This is a genomic window from Nostoc sp. JL34, assembly GCF_017114945.1.
Classification (GTDB): domain Bacteria; phylum Cyanobacteriota; class Cyanobacteriia; order Cyanobacteriales; family Nostocaceae; genus Nostoc.
Window position 1 is genome coordinate 25,629 of record NZ_JABXKQ010000184.1, and the last position, 17,156, is coordinate 42,784.

Sequence of the window (17,156 nt, forward strand, 5' to 3'; positions counted from 1 at the left end):
AAGTATTTCCCAAAAAATTAGGAATTACGAATTAGTTTGACATCATTAACTCCGTTGTCAAAATAGCCAGGATAAATACGCAATCAACTGCCGAACCAATCAGAGGCCCAAAAATACTCTTTGGCAAAACATTTCCAAAAAGCATGATCAACGTTCCCATAAACATCCACAACCATTGTGTTTGGCACCAGATGTAGAATCCCACCACAGCTACCAGCAAGGCTGTAAAAATTGTCAAAACTGGCACACTACAAATTTTAGGTTTATAACGCAATGTGCCAGCAAAAGTTGTCGGTATTAACTCTAGTTGTCGAAAGTCAGTTACCAAGCCAAGTACAATTAGCCCTATAGCAATCGCCCAGCAACCTTTGTATACAATTGGATTATTCGCCCACCCTACACCTGCAATGTATGCTAGGTTGACAGCGATTACTACTAACAATGGCACAAATAAATTGTGGAATAGAAAGCGCAAGCGGTTAAGTAATTTCAGTAAAGTACCCTCATGAATTAGGCTACCCACTGAAACAATCAAATTGTCGTAGAACATTCCAGATAGCACGACAATCAGCAGAATTGTGGTAATTCTGTGTGATTGTTGAAATAAACTAATTCCCCAGATCGCCAACCCCAAAGTGGCTATCGTATAGACTGGATACAAAAAAGCTGCCATAATTTTTTCACAGAACTAATTAATTCTTGAAGATGGTTTTGTAGCTTACAATTTGTTTTTCCAGCCGAGATTAGCCGTCGCCCTTTTTAGACTACAAAAACTTAGCGATCGCTAAGTTTAGAGAATATTCTGATATATGACTATTGGTGCAGGGCTATTTCATTCTAAATGTAGACGCGATATGGTAAGATGCAGCGCCAGTTCTACTTCAAGCATCTATTACCGTGTCTGAAATCGAAATTATCAAAGCTTTTGCAGGTCTAAAAGACCCCCGTCGCCGCGCCGGACAGAGACATAATCTACCATTATCTTTGGCACTTTTCACATTGGCGATCGCAGCAGGGAACAAAGGATTTTTAGCAATTGGAGACTGGATTTCAAGCTACCGTGAGCCGTTGATTGAACTTTTTCAACCGCCAAAAAATAGACTACCATCTTATAGCACTGTACGTCGTGCCTTATTACACGTAGATTACGAAGATTATTCCGTATGTCTGAGCAAATTCTTTAATGTACAACCAAATACTGGAGAAACTGTTGGGTTAGATGGTAAAGTCCTCAAAGGTTCATATCAGATTGAAAATGATAACCCTAACTCGGATTCGCATCCAGCGATTATGTTAGTTAGTTCTTATATTGTTGAGCGAGGCTTAATTTTAGAGCCATTTCAAGTTGATGCAAAAACTAATGAAATTAAAGCTTTACCTGAGTTGATTTCCAAACTGGCTCTCAATGGGGTTATCTTTGCAATTGAAGCTATTAATACTCAAAAAAAACTTGTGAGTTGATTATAAATAGTGGGAATGATTATATTGCCGCCTTAAAAGGCAATCAGCTTAACTTATTCAAAGATGTCAAAACAAATTTCACACCAGAATTGGCTTATGAGCAGATAAATAAAGGGCATGGTCGAATCGAAAAGCGTCATGTCAGTATTTGTAAAAATCTCGATGGTATTCGTCCTTGGCCTGGACTTACCACTTTGATTAAAGTCAAATCAGAGCGTCAGGTTTTCACACACAATGTGATTGAAGTAACTAATGAAACCCGTTATTATATTTCATCTTTAAGTGAAACGGCGCAAGCCTTTGCTGAACGTATCAGAGGATATTGGGGTGTTGAGAATAAAGTCCACTATGTTCGAGACGTTACTCAAGGCGAAGATAAATCTAGAATTCGCACTACTCCTCTTACTCAAATTTTTGCGCTTGCTCGCAATTTTTCACTTAATTTATATCGCAGTAATATGTTTGAAAATATGGCACAAGCTCAACGTTTATGTTCTTTTGGACTAGACACACTTAAGCAGCTTTTTAGAATGAAATAGCCCTGCTATTGGTGTAGTATGATTGCCCGATGTGGGGTTCTATTCCCCAGATCATCTTCTGATTAAGCTGTTTGCACTTGCCATATAATACACAACTCTAAAAGCTGCACGTTTTGGAGAATTTATTCCCAAAATGCAGTCAAATATAAGGTGCATTACCAAACCCATAATCTCATTACAGGTATACCATCTATTAAGAGTAAGTCCAAGTCTTATGCAACACGATTTCTAAAATTCTTATTTCAACCAGTTTTGCCTAAAATATGCACAATCAAGTAACACTAATTGAACATCCATTGATTCAGCACAAACTAACGCTGATGCGTAAAGCTGAAACTAGCACAACGAAATTCCGCACTCTCCTCAAAGAAATTAGCCTATTGTTGGCTTATGAAGTCACACGGGATTTACCGCTGAAATATGAACAGATTAAAACACCACTAGCCCCAATGAGTGCGCCAATGCTTGCTCCTGATAAAAAGTTGGTGCTAGTTTCTGTGATGCGGGCGGGACAGGGAATTTTGGATGGTATGTTGGAATTAATGCCATCAGCACGGGTGGGGCATATTGGTTTATACCGCGATCCGAAAACTCTGATTCCTGTTGAGTATTATTTCAAAGTTCCTCATGATGTTGAGCAGCGAGATATGCTTGTGGTAGATCCAATGCTAGCCACTGGTAATTCGGCTGTGGCAGCTGTGGAACGCCTAAAATCAACTAATCCCTTATCAATTAAGTTTGTCTGCTTACTCGCTGCACCGGAAGGTATCGAGCATTTTTGTGCTGTACATCCTGATGTGCCGCTGTATACCGCCGCCATTGATGATCATTTGGATGAACATGGCTATATTATTCCTGGGTTGGGAGATGCAGGCGATCGCTTATTTGGCACAAAATAAGCTGATTAGCCATGAGCAAATAATCAACAATATACTAATTGACCGAACACTGTACGAATCCTTGATGAACAACTTTTACCTTCGTCAAATTTGGAAAATTTTTAGATACAAATTCATACCAAATACATCACATTGATACATCAACTTCATATCCAATATTGATTGATTTCCTCAGACTATTTCCCGATCATCTACTATAATATTGAGTAATTAGATTCTGAGACTCGAACGATAAATATTACATCGTAGCTGCTAATGGTACAAGCTAATATTGGACAATTAGAAACAGAAATATCACAACAGATCATCAAATTATATAATGATAGAATAGGTAAGCCTCCTAGCCAAATCATTTGTCATTTTTTTGATACAGAAATTGTAATTTCTCTAGAAAACTCTGTTACCCAAGCTGAACAAACTCTACTGAAGGGAGGTTATGATAGTTTAGCTGAACAAGTCCGATTGTATTTAGAGAAAATAATTAAACCAGAATTGAAAAGTTTGATTGAGGAAATTATTGGTAAACCTGTTATTGACCTCATGATAAACACAAATTTAGCAACAGGTCGGACTGGAATTATTGTGGTTTTAAATCAATTACCTGATGCTCATAATTCTGAATATATTCCCCAGGAAAATGTCAAGAATTAAGCTAATGAATGTGGCGATTGATTACCACTTCTAATTGATTCAAATCATAGGGTTTAGTAATGCAATCATCAAATCCTGTGAGCATCGTGGAGTCATCATCTTGTGCCGTTGTTATAGGTGTTACTGTAATGATTGGGATAGTAGCAGTTTTTGAGTCGTGTTTGAGGTCATCAATGACTTGGTTGGCACTCAAATTAGATATAGCGGTTCCCATTCAGATGCGGTACAAAATTATATCGCGAGTTGTAGGGGCACGGCAGTGCCTATTGGTGTCAACTTAAGCTAGAAATAGCATACTGATTGGGTGTTGTTCACCCGCTAGGGAATATAATTCCCTGACTAATTGCTCAAGTCTACTGAAGTAGACTGAAAATTTTCGCGCTATTTAGTCCTCTTCAGAGGACTTTAGTTATGAGACAGGGATTTACAATCCCTGGCGGACGTGCGGTTTCACGTTAAGTTGATACCAATGGGCACTGCCGTGCCCCTACACGTGTACTTAGCTAGATCGGGAAACGCTATAGCATCATATCTAGCAGGATTAAATCTGGTTGATGAGTTTGCGCCAATATCACAGCCCTTACCCCTTGTTTGGTACAAATGCATGAAAAATTTAATATTCCTAAATGAGAATTAAGTAGCTCTAAATCATGTAGACTCGTGTTCTACAACCAAAATTAAAGGCTGTCCATTCATTAAGCAGTTATATCGTGTCCGGTTCAAGACTTATCATTAAGACGGCAGGGGAGCAGGGGGCAGGGGGAAAGAGGGTTTCCTGGTTTTTGCACAGATGCGGGAATTATAACTAATTAGGCGGACATGATATTAATCCTGTCCAGGAAAAGCTAGGCATAAAAACTCCACCCATCAAGAAAACCTTGAGGTTGCGGATTTACCAGCCTTACCCAACAATGCCGAAATTGCGTAGGCGTAGCCCGCCGCAGGCATTGCCTCTGTTGCATAACTAAAAATTGATTAAGTATATTTAACCATCAAGTAAGTGACGTGCAAAAGCGATCGCTTCTGTTGGTGTTAAGATTTTTCCCTCAGCTTGTGCTACGGCAATTTCTGTCAGCAGTTGGCCGATGATTGGCGAAGCTGGAATATCTAATGCTATAATTAGCTCCTTCCCGGTCACTACGGGAGTGGGATGAGCAACCAGATCATCAGGGTTCAGGTAGCGGTTAATCAAAGGTGCTAAGACTTGGCAGCTCCTTGCTTTGGTTTCCTGTGTTGTACCGACTGCTGTGTGTAGTGGCTTGTCACCAGACATTGCCTCTACCAAATTATCAACTGCTACAGCTAGCACTGCCATAGCGGGGAAGACAATATCTGCGTTATGGAACAACAAATATTGTTCTCGCAAGGACATATCGACTATTTGAAGCTGTGGTAATAGTTTCAGAACAGTGGTTACACCCCGGATTTCGGCGCGACTATAAGTGAGTTTCTGTAGCTCTATTTCTGCTAATTGTGGATCTGGATTGACAAGACAAGCAAGTTTGGCAATACCTAACCAAGTGGTTTTGATTCTATCGCGGACATATTCTTGCAGTTGTACCCCTAATTGTTGCCAATTTTCTGTGATTAAGGCAGCTGCATTGTCAACTGCTGCGAGTTTGAGCAAGCTTTCACTGGTGGCGTTTTTGAAGAAAGGAGCAAGTAAACCATCTTCCCAAGCACTTGTAATCCAGGGAGTCCCCTGAGAATTTGCCAGCAGATAGCCAATTTCTACCCTAAATCGTTCGGCTGCAACTTTGCTGATATATGATGCCAAAGAACGAATTGCGGCTTGGGTAGCTGGTTCAATAGTAAAACCTAGTTGGGCAGCTTGGCGATAACCTCGCATTAACCGCAAAGGGTCATCTTCTAGGTTAGCGGCTGATACCATTCGCAAAATGCCCCGTTCTAAGTCTACACAACCTTGCAGAGGATCGATGATTTCTTGCGTATGGGGATTATAAGCGATCGCATTGATTGTAAAGTCCCGTCTGTGCAAATCAACTTCTAAACTATTTCCTTCCTGTTGAGCAAAATCAGCTGTGGCGTGGGGAAAAACCACACGGGCGATTTGTCGTTCTGCATCGAGTAACACAAAACCAGCTTTGTAATGATGAGCGATCGCTCTCGCTAACTTTACCGCCTTGAATGGTATAACAAAATCTAGATCCAGATATTCGCGAGTTCTGCCAAGGATAGCATCCCGTACAGCGCCACCTACCAAGTAAGCTGGTTGTGGTAGCAATTTCAAGCTGAAAGGCCAATTTTCAGGAGCAAATAGCATTTTAGATTTTAGATTTTAGATTATGTACTCCTCTAGAGAAGCAAGCTATGCGTAGCGTCTCGTTGAGAAATAGTAGAGATATGTTAGGAAAGCCGCACAAAGTAGCAATTTCACGTCTCTACTGGTAATCGCTATTTAGCACTCTATCTGTCGCAATTATTTTTCAAATTGGTATAAGGTAGAAGAAAGTAATTTATGCATTGTAATAAAAATCAACCCAGCAACTCATGAATAACAGTTGGGCTTAAGTTAGATTAACAATAAAGGCCCCTGGAGTTGGTTCTATTATGTGTATTTGTGTGAACTGCCACTATGTAGACAGCTGTGTTACCTATCATGCCGTAGAAGGGCAGCACCAACAGCCTCACTTGACTGAAACACCAAATTTTGATCCGAATGAACCCTCTATCAATGTCAACATTCGGACTCAAGATGATGTGATTGAAATGGAATGGGATGTTGTTGGTTGTCTCAGCTTTAAGCGGGAAACGGGTAAGTGGTCTAAGTTACGTCCTGGTGAATTAGTACCGACTTGAGAAGTCAAGAGTTATATGTTATTCTTCGACCCATTAATAACACAACCTTGACAGTTTCATTGTGAAAGCAAAAGTATTTATTTTGACGTTGCACACGTAAGTTTTTCGCGGGGGGATGGCAATTGTTCAAACCCTTATTATTTCGTTGAACCCCGCGAAAAGCCTGCGGTGTTGTAGGCAAATAAAACAGTTATACAATTTGAACGTGTGTAACCCTCTGATTTGCGTTCTATATCTTAGTTAATTGTCTACAAACTGTAGAAGTATAAAAAAGTTGTACAAAACGCTACTACCTCTATTAATAGACTATTCCACCGTTACAGACTTGGCCAAATTTCTTGGCTGATCGACATCCAAACCGCGACGGGCGGCAATATGATAAGCCAATAATTGCAAAGGAACTACTGTCAGAATCGGAGAAAGTAATTCTTCCACATGAGAAACGGGAAGAAGATCGTTAAAGATTTCCGCAGCTTCGCCATCGTTGACAGGAGTCACGCCAATTAACCGAGAATCTCTGGCTTTGGCTTCCTGAGCATTAGAAATAACCTTTTCGTAAACACTACCAGGAATTGCGATCGCAACTACTGGCACTTTCGCATCTAAAAGTGCGATCGGGCCATGTTTCATTTCTCCAGCCGGATACCCTTCGGCGTGGATGTAGCTGATTTCTTTTAGTTTCAACGCCCCTTCCAAAGCAATGGGGAAGTTAATTCCCCTTCCCACAAAAATGAAATCTTTGGTTTCAGCAAATTCATGGGCTAGCTGTTCCGTTAAACGTTCTTGGCTTTCCAAATTTGCCTCAATTTCTTTAGGAATCTGCCGCAACCCGTTAATAATTTTCTCTAATGTGTCTTTTGAAAGTGTCTGACGACGAGCCGCTAAATCCAATGCTAAAGCATAAAACGCCATCAATTGGGCAGTAAAAGTTTTTGTCGCCGCTACCCCAATTTCAATTCCTGCTAGAGTACTGATGATATGCGATACCATATCACCAAGGCTACTTTCGGGGCGATTGGTAATGCCCAGTAGTCGCGCTTGATATTTAGGTTCTTTTCCTTGGCGACGTTCTTTTTCCATCGCCAAAGCTGCTAGGGTATCAGCAGTTTCACCTGATTGGGTAACGCCAATAATCAACGTGTTAGGCGTCACAGGTGATGGTGCATAGCGATACTCAGAAGCGTAATGTACTTGAGTTGAAATTCCTGCTAGTTGTTCAATTAAATATTTTCCGATTAATGCTGCGTGCCAACTAGTACCACAGGCGAGGATCTGAATTTGCTCTAAATCATTGTAGAAATCCGCAGGTAAACCAAGATTGATTGGCGATTCGGTAGATTCGGCGGGATTAAAGTAAGCGTCTAAACTAGCTCTTACTACCCCTGGTTGCTCATGAATTTCTTTGAGCATGAAGTGTTTGAATCCCTGCTTTTCTACCATTGCAGGATTAAAGTTGAGCAGCCGGGGTTGTTTTTTCAACCTGTCGCCAGCAAAATTGTAAATCTCAACGCCTAAAGGTGTGAGGCGGGCAATTTCGCCATTTTCTAAAGGTAGCACTGCACGGGTGTAGGCAACGATCGCTGGCGTGTCAGAGGCACAAAAGAATTCTCCTTGACCAAAACCAATTACCAAAGGTGCTTGTTGGCGGACAACAATCAATTCATCGGGGTAGTCAGCAGAAATAACTGCAAGTGCAAACGCCCCACGCAAGTGGTTAACGGCTTGGCGAATTGCCTCTAGGAAGGGAGATGAGGAAGATAAAGGAGATGAGGGGGGAAGATTCTTTAAAAATTCGGCTATCAGATGGGGAATAACTTCGGTATCAGTCTCAGAACGAAATTCGTGTCCTTTGGCTTTGAGTTCCTCGCGTAACTCACGGTAGTTTTCGATAATGCCATTTTGCACCACCGCCACTCGCTTTGCCGTATCCAAATGGGGATGGGCGTTGTATTCTTCTGGTTTACCATGAGTTGCCCAACGTGTGTGACCAATACCAATTTGGGCGGGGGTTTCTATTTGTTCCAGTTTAGAACGCAGGTTATGGAGTTTACCCTTTGCCCGCACACAATTTACCTCACCTTCCCAAATAGTGGCGATTCCAGCAGAATCATAGCCCCTGTACTCTAGTTTTTCCAGCCCAGCCAGTAAAATGTCTGTCGCCGCTTGAGTGCCTATATATCCAACAATTCCGCACATTGTTCACACCACTTTTTTTCAGGATGATTAAATCCAGTATAGTGTTTAGCACAAACTCGACATTTTGCAAAGAAAAAAGGGAGTAATTTACTCCCTCTACCACTAGGTATTGTTATAGATTTTGGGTTTTGACAGAGAATCCGCTGTCAGGTCAAAAGCTGACAGCATAAATACAGCTTCTAAGATTTAGATACCCAGAGATTATATCCCCAATCTAAAATTGCGATTTTGTAAGGCGGGCAGTGTCCACTCTCCGATCGTAAAGGTGCTTACGACGTGAAAGTTAAAAGTCTTGAGTGCCGAGTTCCGAGTTCCGAGTGAAGAATCAAAAAATTGTATTTCTGATTTACTTCTTTTTATCTCAGCACTCAGCACTCAGCACTCCGATCAGCACTCAGCTTTTAGTAAGCTAGACCCATACTGCGAGTTGTTTCAGCGCCCAGGTAAACCCGGATGCTCAAAAAGTCGGTGGGACAAGCGGTTTCGCAACGCTTACAGCCCACGCAGTCTTCTGTACGGGGTGAAGAGGCAATTTGAGCAGCTTTACAGCCATCCCAAGGAACCATCTCGAGTACATCAGTAGGGCAAGCGCGGACGCATTGGGTGCAGCCAATGCAGGTATCGTAGATTTTTACAGAATGAGACATTGAATAAACGGCTCCTTTCGAGTGTTCTTCTCTGCGAAAGAATCATAATCAACGCATAGTCTACCGCAGTGGTTGATAGGCCGTAATCAAAAGGCTACATAACTTCAAACAATGTAATAAGCACCCTTGATATTTGTTTTTGCGAGATTGCCCCTATTGACTTATTAATCAGCAACATCATCGGAGCGTATTTACCCCAGCTTTGTACCACAACAGGGTTGAATCGTAAAGATAAATGAAACAAAATTAAAAGAGAATTGGAAATTGAGAAATCCCATAATTAAAATTATGGGGATTTTGGGTAATAATCTGATTTTGCGATCGCTCTTTCTCCGTGTAAATAAAAAATTTTTAGCTATCTAAGTTACATCCAGTTTGCCGTAATTACTGTTTAACACTGCTTTTGCTATGTAAATGATTAATTTAGAGACTGCGATCGCAGTCAGTAATTTTAAGCGATCGCTCACCGATAACTTGTATATTTAACTTTTTAAGTCTGGCAATCTCATAATTTTTACTTCTACATATCAGAGAATTTCAGAAATTGCAAATTCATCGTTTATAGCAGCAATTTCTGTTGAAATCTTTGGCTCACTAGCTGTTACTTCCAGTTGCTCTTCTAGATTTTTGACCTCAGCCAATTTATCTTTTATATACTCACTTTCTCGGATTTGTCGAGCAATACTTTCTAACAGCCAAAGTTGTTCTTCCACAGACAAGGCAAGGACGGAGCGCTCAATTTCTAGTAAATTCGGTGATATCATTTTGCTGCTGATTCTCAGTAAGGTGGATTTTTCAAAGATATGATATTCAGTCTATCTGGTTAACCTAGAGCATCGCAAATTCTCCATCATTTTCCCCAAGCTTATCTTTTCACAAATCATCAAAGATTGCTATAAATAACCAGAAGCCAGTTTTATGACTTTTTAATTAGGTATTACTGCTGAAGCAAAATGTACGCTAAACTGGCTACATGAATTACGAAACAGCTAGGAAACTCCTCATAGATCAGACAATTACAACCGAGGAAAACCCAGATGCGCTGTTAACGCGTATGAAACAGGGCAAACCGCCGGTACCTGGTCAGATCACTTCGATTTTGTTGGCATTGAAAGTGGTGTTTGAAGCCCTTAAAGATGCAAAGAGCCTAGACCGAGAACTGGCTTTGGCCCTTTATCAGTTAAGTATTAAGGCGCAACAGCTATTTGGCGCAGGGCGTAAAGCCGGGGTTGATTGGCCGCCACTACTGAAAGAAGATTTGCTACGAATTTCCTTAGCATCTGAAAGTATCTTTTCGGGTACATGGCAAACTTTACCTCAGATGGAGTTGGGAAAGTTGTAGAATACGGATTCAGTAATCTTTCAACCAGAAGATGAAGGAGAAATCAATTCAAAATTAAAGAACTTCTGCCTGCTGCCTTTCTTTCCCAATGCCCATTAACGAATTTGCAGTTCATTTTCTAACTTGTCTAGGTCGGTTTTGAGCAAAATCGTCATTTGACCAGTAAAAGCTTTGCCCGTTTTGGGTTGGGCAATTTCCACCCAATATACATAGCGATCGCCTACTCGTAATTCTCCCTTTAAGGCTTCCCGAATCGGAGTTTTGGCTAGACGCGCCGAATTAACAACCTTTTCGTTGGGATACTGGTACACGACTTGGGCGCGATCGTAGTCTTGATAAATCTCCAAGCCATAAATCACCCGCAAGGATTCCTGGAGACGCGCAAATGTCATGCCGTTAATAGCATCATACATAGCAATGCGTTCACTGCGAATTGTGCCACGGTCTTTGGAAAACTCTACCCTACCGGGCGGCAATACTGACGCTTGAAAAGTGAATCTTTGGGCAGCAGTATCAGTCTTTTGCACAAATAATTTCTCCCCACTTCTGGGGCGGAGTGTGGGATGTGCTTGAATCCAGGTGCCTACTTCTTCTGTACTTTGCCCTGGTAAAGCATTGGCTTGAGAATCAAAAAGTGTTCCCACGCACAAGCAAGGCACTAGAGAAAAAGGCAAAATTAAAAAATTAAGCAGAGATTTTTTGAGCATTTTGCTATTCAGGACTTTTATAGAAATTTCCCATTAGGGAGTAACCATAGTCTTCCCGTTTTTCAACAAAATTATTTCAATGAGTCGCAGCAATAGCCCAGTAAAGCCGAATCTTCTCTATTTGCCAGAACTACAGTGTACACACAAGTCGAAAAAAGCTCAATTTCTCATTGTTTTCTCGTTCCTATGCTCTGCATAACTATACTTTTATCTTGTCTCCGGGAAAATATGACATTATGCAAGTAAGGTTTAGCGAAAACAGCAGTGCTATTATCCAGTCTGGGATGAAAAATTTTGATCTGACGGTGAAGTTGAATTAATTGTTACTAAATACTTCTTCTATCCGTCCCTTTTGAATCTTGCATAGCATCGGGAATATTGCAACTATTTTATGCTTAAAAAAGAAAATTTACCATTGACACCGTTTGATTCCATCTTGAGTTGTGCAACGTAAAACTCTTTTTGAATTACATCGCCTACTGGTGTAAAAGCAATTTCACCAAGAGGAGTTTGAAACTTTTTTGTTAGTAACTCCTTATTCAATTCTGTACGCAACTGTGGCAGGCTCAATTTATTAATTTTGCTTTTTTGATCTAAAGATGCAAGAGCTTCTACATATACCTGTAAAGCCGCAAAAGCTTGAGCACTTACTTGGGGGGGTTCTCTATGATATTGTTCGAGGTAGGCTTTGCGAAATGCGGTGTTAATTTCACTGGCATATATAGGGCTATAAGCTTGAGCCACAATCACACCATCACAAAGCGCTCTGCACACTGAAAATATATGAGATGTGTTAAAACCATTGCCACCAACAATTATTCCTTTATAACCAAGTTCTCGTAATTGTTTAACTAAATTACCTCCATCTACAGCTAACCCCGATATAATCACTAAATCTGGTTTTAAATTAATAGCGTCGCTGGCTTGAGCTTGAAAGTCGGTATCTGTAGTTTGAAACTTTTGGACTGTGACTAAATCTAATCCTAAATTTATAACTGTTTTCTGAAATATTTCTGTTTCCGACTTATTAAAAGCATCATTTTGAGCGTAGAATACAGCTACTCTTTTGATTTGAGGATTTTGTTTGAGTGCAGCCTTTACCGAATAAGGAGCAACAACAGCAACAGATGAAGAAACACGAGCCACATAATCACCAATTTCGGGAATACCTTTAGCAGTATTTGATGCTCCAATAACTGGGACTTGATTGCGTTCTGCTACGGGATCAGCGCTAAAAGCTTGTTGTGATAGGGTAGGGCCAACAATGCCAACAACTTTATCTTTACTAATTAAAGTTTGAAAAGCATTAATAGCTCCAACTTCATCGCCACCAGTATCTTGATAGACTAATTTAATTGGTCTACCATTAATACCCCCTTTTTTATTAAAATACTTCTCAGCAATTTTTACTCCATCAGTTCCCTCTTGACCAAGTAATGCTACATTACTCGTTTGTGCAAAGGCGATACCAATAGGAATGGCATTAGCTGCACCTGTTGTGGCTGTTAAATTATTTGTGGAATTTGCATTATTACTGCCACTTTTACCACAAGCTACCAGCAGCATAGAGCATGTAAATAGTAAGACAGTTTGATGTATAAGTGCTTTTTTCATAAATGTGTGACCATTATATTATTTCTTACAACCTGATTGAGTGGATTAATTTTTGTCAGCTTGAGTGCCCTATCTGACTTTATATTAAGGAAGTGGCATGAAAGTGCTGTGAAACATGAGAATTAAGATTTTCAAACGCACCAGGTAGCAAAGGTTTACACAGAGAGTTAACTCCTCTGCGTACGTCTGCGCTAACCTTTGCGTCCCTCTGCGTTCAAAAAAAGGATGTAACCGATGACGACAAAATTAGATGCCCTAATTAATTCTCTAGAAGGCATAGAAACCATCACCGATTCCACTCAAGTAGCAAAATTATCCCAGGATTATCATACCTTTAGCCCAGTGCTAGTCCCGAAACTAGAGGGAAAAGTTGGGGATATCGTAGTGCGTCCCGCCAATGAAGCAGAGGTTTTAAAAGTTGCAGCCGCCTGTGCTAAACACCGTGTACCCGTAACTGTGAGGGGTGCGGGTACAGGGAATTATGGGCAATGCGTACCGTTGCATGGTGGCGTAATTTTAGATATGACGCGGATGCAAGAGATTCTTTGGGTGAAGCCGGGAGTGGCGCGGGTAGAAGCTGGAGTGAAGTTGGCGGCTTTGGATAAAAAAACCCGAGAAATCGGCTGGGAAATCCGCATGGCACCCTCTACGTACCGCACAGCGACAATTGGCGGATTCATTGCTGGGGGGAGTGGGGGGATTGGCTCGATACAATATGGGTTACTAGGCGATCGCGGTAATATCTTAGCACTGCGAGTGGTAACTGTAGAAGATGAACCGCGTGCGATCGAATTACGCGGCGACGATGTACAAAAGGTGAATCATGCTTGGGGAATTAACGGCATCATCACCGAAGTCGAAATCCCCTTAGCACCAGCTTATCCTTGGGCAGAAGTCATTGTCACATTTGACGAGTTGATGACAGCAGCAAAGTTTGGTCAAGCTCTTGGCAATGCTGATGGCATGATTAAGAAGTTGATTTCTGTGTTTGCGTCCCCAATTCCCCAATACTTTCACGCCATACAAGAGTACATTCCTGAAGGCACTCATCCAGTATTTTTGATAATTTCTGAACCGAGTTTGGAATTCTTACCGGGTTTGGTGCAGCAATACGGCGGCCAGATTACATATAAAAAACCAGCCGAGGAAGCAGGTAAAGGTATACATTTAGGAGAATTTTGCTGGAACCACACCACCTTACTTGCCCGCAGTGTAGATACTGCAATTACCTACTTACAAAGTATGTTTCCTAGAGATAGCAGTTTGCAACTAGTAGAGCGCATGTATCATCATTTCGGTGATGAGGTAATGATGCATTTGGAATTTTTTCGGGTGAACGGTGCCGTAGTTCCTGGTGCTTTGCAACTTGTGCGTTACACCACAGAAGAACGCCTCAATGAAATTATCCGCTATCACGAAGAACAGGGTGTGAGTATTGCCAATCCTCATACGTATATTATTGAAGACGGCGGCAGAAAAGTTATTGATCCTGAGCAGTTAAAATTTAAAGAAATAGTTGATCCCTATGGATTGATGAATCCCGGTAAAAGCAAGGTTCTTCAATTCCAAATTCAAAATTGAACTGGGGATTGGGGATTCAGACCCGGATAGCCCGGGTCGGGAAGGGGAAAATTCAAAGTCTCTCTGCTTTTAAAATCTCGCTGATAATCTGAAGGGCGATTTTAATTTGGTCGCTGTCGATAACTAGAGGCGGACAGAAACGAATTGCTGCTTTACCGCAACCTAGTAATAATAAACCCCTTAAAAAAGCTTCTTGGATAATGCGATCGCGCAATTTATGATCAAGATTACCTTGTTCATCCAATAAATCCACCGCTACCATCAAACCCTTACCTCGTGGCGGCGATACTCTAGGAAATCTTTGATGTAATTCGGTAAGACTAGCTTGTAAAAATTCTCCCATCTGGGTAGCGTTGGTCATCAAACCACTTTCCAGCAGTCGCAGTGTGGCAATACCAGCAGCACAAGCTACGGGATTACCACCAAATGTAGTAGCGTGAGAACCAGGCGGCCAAGTCATTAACTCTGGTCTGGCAAGTATCGCTCCTAAGGGCATACCACTAGCGATACCTTTAGCAGTAGTAATGATATCAGGCATTACACCCCAATGCTCGATCGCAAATAGGCGACCAGTCCGCCCCATTCCCGCTTGTACTTCATCCACTACCATCAGAATACCGTGGCGATCGCAAATCTCCCGAATCCGTTTTAAAAAACCATCTTCGGGTACGATATACCCACCCTCTCCTTGAATCGGTTCGACGACGATCGCCGCTACTTCTTGCGGTGGTAAAATCGCCGTAAATAACTGTTGTTCCAAGTAATCTAAGCTAGCGTGAGTGCCGTAGGGAATGTGAGTAACCCCAGGAACTAAAGGCCCAAAATTAGCTCGCTGTACTGCTTTAGAACCAGTAAGAGACATCGCCCCATAAGTGCGTCCGTGAAATGCGCCTAAGAATGCCACAATTAGCGATCGCTTGGTGTAATATCGAGCTAGTTTGATGGCTCCTTCGTTGGATTCTGCCCCGGAATTGGTGAAAAATATCTTTGCAGGAAAACCACTATCATTATGTGGGTGGGGAAAGGGAGCGCGAATTGCTAATTGTTCCGCTAATTCCACCATCGGCTCATAATAAAAATCTGTCCCTGACATGTGCAACAGACGCGCCGACTGTTCTTGAATTGCTTTGACGACTTCCGGGTGGGCGTGTCCGGTGGCGGTAACGGCAATACCTGCGGTCATATCCAGAAATACATTGCCATCCACATCTTCTACCATACAGCCCTGACCGCGAGATACAACTAACGGGTAATCGCGGGTATAAGAAGGAGAAGTCACAGCGCGATCGCGTTGTACAATAGCTTGAGCGCGAGGCCCAGGTAAAGAAGTTATTAAATTGGGTGTACGAGGTAAATTTAAGTTAATAGGGATACTTAACATTATTTTTTCAATTTTTTAAAGATTACTGATGATTAAACGCTAAAGCTCGATTGGTTACAGTAGCATTTGATGCCATTGATGTAGAAATTACGCATTTACCGAAAAAGCTTCACAGTAAAGATTTTCGTATTTTGTAAGACTTTGCCCGTTTTTATAACACAACTTTTGCGATCGCGTCATATTATATTTTTTGAAGCATAACAGCTTCACTATTAGATGTCAGGGTACAAGTTACAGAACATTTGTTGAGAGAAGCTGTATTACATCCACAGGAGAATTGCTATATGCAAAAATTAATACAAGTCTCTGAGATAATCAACTAATGACTTGGGCATCTGGACAAAAGTTACACCGCGATCGGTATGAAATTAAGCAACAGTTAGGACAGGGGAACTTCGCTATTACTTATCTTGCTGAGGATCGGGATCGCAAGGAAGTTGTGATTAAAACATTGGATTCCAATTTGCTGAATCAATTAAGTAACGAAGACCGCGATCGCTTAAAATCAGGTTTTGCTGATGAATCTCGCAAACTAGCAATATGCAAACATCCGAATATTGTCCAAGTCATTGATACCTTCGAGGAAGGTGATTTAAAATGCATGGTCATGGAGCATATTCTAGGAGATAATTTAGCCAAGATTGTCCAACCGCGAGGATTTCTCCCAGCAAAAGAGGCCGTAGATTATATTCAACAAATTGGAAAAGCACTCATCATAGTGCATGAACAAGGATTTTTACATCGAGATGTGAAACCAGAAAATATCATTTTGCGGGCGGGTACGCATCAGGTTGTTTTGATAAACTTCGACTTAGCACGAAGATTTGTTGATAACCCAGTGTCAAGTCGCGGTAACTTAGTTGACAAGTTTACACCAATTGAACTGTATTCCAACTCTCCTAGACAACAGGCGCGACGTAAACCTTGGACTGATATTTATTCTCTTGCAGCAACTTTATATTTTTTATTAACAGGAAAACAGCCAGAAAGTGCTATTGAACGCCAAGATAACAATAAGCGTTTAATTCCACCGAACGAATTGAATGATAAGATTAGCGATCGCGTCAATCAAGCCATTCTCCACGCAATGGAACTACAACCCGACAACCGTCTCGAAACAGTAGAAGACTGGTTAAAGGAATTGGGTTGGAGAAGGAGATTTACTTTTCCTAGTTTGGGAAATAAACGTTTACAGGTACTGCTAGCAGCAATCCTCGCAGCTGGCGCACTTGCAACTAAAATAGAACCTTTGATTTCAGCACTTAAGTAGGTGGGCGGAAAAATTTACAGCTATGTAACGAAAAGTTAAGTAGTAGAA

General features: G+C 41.3%; 15 protein-coding genes and 1 pseudogene. 7 read left to right on the top strand and 9 right to left on the bottom strand.

What is annotated here, in order from left to right:
- Positions 1–31: 31 nt before the first annotated feature.
- On the bottom strand, positions 32–673 hold the full coding sequence (locus tag HWQ44_RS33390) for a hypothetical protein (RefSeq protein ID WP_292726761.1): 642 nt from the start codon (positions 671–673) through the stop codon (positions 32–34).
- 224 nt (positions 674–897) lie between these two features.
- Here HWQ44_RS33390 and HWQ44_RS33395 point away from each other — a divergent pair.
- From HWQ44_RS33395 to HWQ44_RS33405, 3 genes and pseudogenes are all read left to right on the top strand, one after another.
- A pseudogene (locus HWQ44_RS33395) lies at positions 898–2,000 on the top strand (ISAs1 family transposase).
- Positions 2,001–2,263: 263 nt separating this feature from the next.
- On the top strand, positions 2,264–2,899 hold the full coding sequence (gene upp, locus HWQ44_RS33400; RefSeq protein ID WP_292726763.1) for a uracil phosphoribosyltransferase: 636 nt from the start codon (positions 2,264–2,266) through the stop codon (positions 2,897–2,899).
- A 255-nt stretch (positions 2,900–3,154) separates the two neighbouring features.
- Positions 3,155–3,550, top strand: coding sequence for a DUF2294 domain-containing protein (locus tag HWQ44_RS33405; protein ID WP_292726765.1), 396 nt, complete (start codon positions 3,155–3,157; stop codon positions 3,548–3,550).
- 1 nt (position 3,551) lies between these two features.
- Here the strand turns inward: HWQ44_RS33405 and HWQ44_RS33410 are convergent, their stop codons facing one another.
- Both HWQ44_RS33410 and HWQ44_RS33415 read right to left on the bottom strand, forming a co-directional pair.
- On the bottom strand, positions 3,552–3,764 hold the full coding sequence (locus tag HWQ44_RS33410; RefSeq protein WP_292726767.1) for a hypothetical protein: 213 nt from the start codon (positions 3,762–3,764) through the stop codon (positions 3,552–3,554).
- Positions 3,765–4,535: 771 nt separating this feature from the next.
- A complete protein-coding gene (locus tag HWQ44_RS33415) occupies positions 4,536–5,834 on the bottom strand; it encodes a CCA tRNA nucleotidyltransferase (protein WP_292726769.1) in 1,299 nt (432 codons plus the stop codon).
- A 287-nt stretch (positions 5,835–6,121) separates the two neighbouring features.
- Between HWQ44_RS33415 and HWQ44_RS33420 the strand changes: the two genes are divergently transcribed.
- Positions 6,122–6,370, top strand: a complete 249-nt coding sequence (locus tag HWQ44_RS33420; protein WP_292726771.1) for a Ycf34 family protein — start codon at positions 6,122–6,124, stop codon at positions 6,368–6,370.
- 306 nt (positions 6,371–6,676) lie between these two features.
- On the opposite strand, the gene glmS is transcribed toward HWQ44_RS33420, so the two are convergent.
- The 3 genes from glmS to HWQ44_RS33435 all read right to left on the bottom strand — a co-directional run bounded on the left by glmS (position 6,677) and on the right by HWQ44_RS33435 (position 9,977).
- Entirely contained in the window at positions 6,677–8,566 is a 1,890-nt protein-coding gene (gene glmS, locus HWQ44_RS33425) for a glutamine--fructose-6-phosphate transaminase (isomerizing) (RefSeq protein WP_292726773.1), read from the bottom strand.
- A gap of 401 nt (positions 8,567–8,967) precedes the next feature.
- On the bottom strand, positions 8,968–9,213 hold the full coding sequence (psaC, locus tag HWQ44_RS33430) for a photosystem I iron-sulfur center protein PsaC (protein ID WP_015175986.1): 246 nt from the start codon (positions 9,211–9,213) through the stop codon (positions 8,968–8,970).
- A 527-nt stretch (positions 9,214–9,740) separates the two neighbouring features.
- Positions 9,741–9,977 (bottom strand): hypothetical protein, encoded by a 237-nt coding sequence (locus HWQ44_RS33435; protein ID WP_292726775.1) that lies wholly within the window; start codon positions 9,975–9,977, stop codon positions 9,741–9,743.
- Between the two features lie 209 nt (positions 9,978–10,186).
- Here HWQ44_RS33435 and HWQ44_RS33440 point away from each other — a divergent pair, with 209 nt between their 5' ends.
- Positions 10,187–10,555: a Dethiobiotin synthetase gene (locus tag HWQ44_RS33440; RefSeq protein WP_292726777.1), complete on the top strand. Its 369-nt coding sequence runs from the start codon at positions 10,187–10,189 to the stop codon at positions 10,553–10,555.
- Positions 10,556–10,650: 95 nt separating this feature from the next.
- On the opposite strand, the gene HWQ44_RS33445 is transcribed toward HWQ44_RS33440, so the two are convergent.
- Positions 10,651–11,262, bottom strand: coding sequence for a hypothetical protein (locus HWQ44_RS33445; RefSeq protein ID WP_292726779.1), 612 nt, complete (start codon positions 11,260–11,262; stop codon positions 10,651–10,653).
- A 384-nt stretch (positions 11,263–11,646) separates the two neighbouring features.
- Positions 11,647–12,876, bottom strand: a complete 1,230-nt coding sequence (locus HWQ44_RS33450; protein WP_292726781.1) for an ABC transporter substrate-binding protein — start codon at positions 12,874–12,876, stop codon at positions 11,647–11,649.
- 234 nt (positions 12,877–13,110) lie between these two features.
- Here HWQ44_RS33450 and HWQ44_RS33455 point away from each other — a divergent pair, with 234 nt between their 5' ends.
- Complete coding sequence (locus HWQ44_RS33455; protein ID WP_292726783.1) at positions 13,111–14,457, top strand: FAD-binding oxidoreductase; 1,347 nt, start codon at positions 13,111–13,113, stop codon at positions 14,455–14,457.
- A 52-nt stretch (positions 14,458–14,509) separates the two neighbouring features.
- Here the strand turns inward: HWQ44_RS33455 and HWQ44_RS33460 are convergent, their stop codons facing one another.
- Positions 14,510–15,838 carry an acetyl ornithine aminotransferase family protein gene (locus HWQ44_RS33460; protein ID WP_292726785.1) on the bottom strand — a complete coding sequence of 443 codons (1,329 nt, stop codon included), beginning with the start codon at positions 15,836–15,838 and terminating at the stop codon, positions 14,510–14,512.
- A gap of 322 nt (positions 15,839–16,160) precedes the next feature.
- Between HWQ44_RS33460 and HWQ44_RS33465 the strand changes: the two genes are divergently transcribed.
- Complete coding sequence (locus tag HWQ44_RS33465) at positions 16,161–17,108, top strand: serine/threonine-protein kinase (RefSeq protein WP_292726787.1); 948 nt, start codon at positions 16,161–16,163, stop codon at positions 17,106–17,108.
- Positions 17,109–17,156 lie beyond the last annotated feature (48 nt).

Bases quoted from the DNA above. Each gene is read 5' to 3' on its own strand.
- HWQ44_RS33390 (WP_292726761.1), bottom strand. From the start codon at position 673: ATGGCAGCTTTTTTGTATCCAGTCTATACGATAGCCACTTTGGGGTTG.
- upp (WP_292726763.1), top strand. From the start codon at position 2,264: ATGCACAATCAAGTAACACTAATTGAACATCCATTGATTCAGCACAAA.
- HWQ44_RS33405 (WP_292726765.1), top strand. From the start codon at position 3,155: ATGGTACAAGCTAATATTGGACAATTAGAAACAGAAATATCACAACAG.
- HWQ44_RS33410 (WP_292726767.1), bottom strand. From the start codon at position 3,764: ATGGGAACCGCTATATCTAATTTGAGTGCCAACCAAGTCATTGATGAC.
- HWQ44_RS33415 (WP_292726769.1), bottom strand. From the start codon at position 5,834: ATGCTATTTGCTCCTGAAAATTGGCCTTTCAGCTTGAAATTGCTACCA.
- HWQ44_RS33420 (WP_292726771.1), top strand. From the start codon at position 6,122: ATGTGTATTTGTGTGAACTGCCACTATGTAGACAGCTGTGTTACCTAT.
- glmS (WP_292726773.1), bottom strand. From the start codon at position 8,566: ATGTGCGGAATTGTTGGATATATAGGCACTCAAGCGGCGACAGACATT.
- psaC (WP_015175986.1), bottom strand. From the start codon at position 9,213: ATGTCTCATTCTGTAAAAATCTACGATACCTGCATTGGCTGCACCCAA.
- HWQ44_RS33435 (WP_292726775.1), bottom strand. From the start codon at position 9,977: ATGATATCACCGAATTTACTAGAAATTGAGCGCTCCGTCCTTGCCTTG.
- HWQ44_RS33440 (WP_292726777.1), top strand. From the start codon at position 10,187: ATGAATTACGAAACAGCTAGGAAACTCCTCATAGATCAGACAATTACA.
- HWQ44_RS33445 (WP_292726779.1), bottom strand. From the start codon at position 11,262: ATGCTCAAAAAATCTCTGCTTAATTTTTTAATTTTGCCTTTTTCTCTA.
- HWQ44_RS33450 (WP_292726781.1), bottom strand. From the start codon at position 12,876: ATGAAAAAAGCACTTATACATCAAACTGTCTTACTATTTACATGCTCT.
- HWQ44_RS33455 (WP_292726783.1), top strand. From the start codon at position 13,111: ATGACGACAAAATTAGATGCCCTAATTAATTCTCTAGAAGGCATAGAA.
- HWQ44_RS33460 (WP_292726785.1), bottom strand. From the start codon at position 15,838: ATGTTAAGTATCCCTATTAACTTAAATTTACCTCGTACACCCAATTTA.
- HWQ44_RS33465 (WP_292726787.1), top strand. From the start codon at position 16,161: ATGACTTGGGCATCTGGACAAAAGTTACACCGCGATCGGTATGAAATT.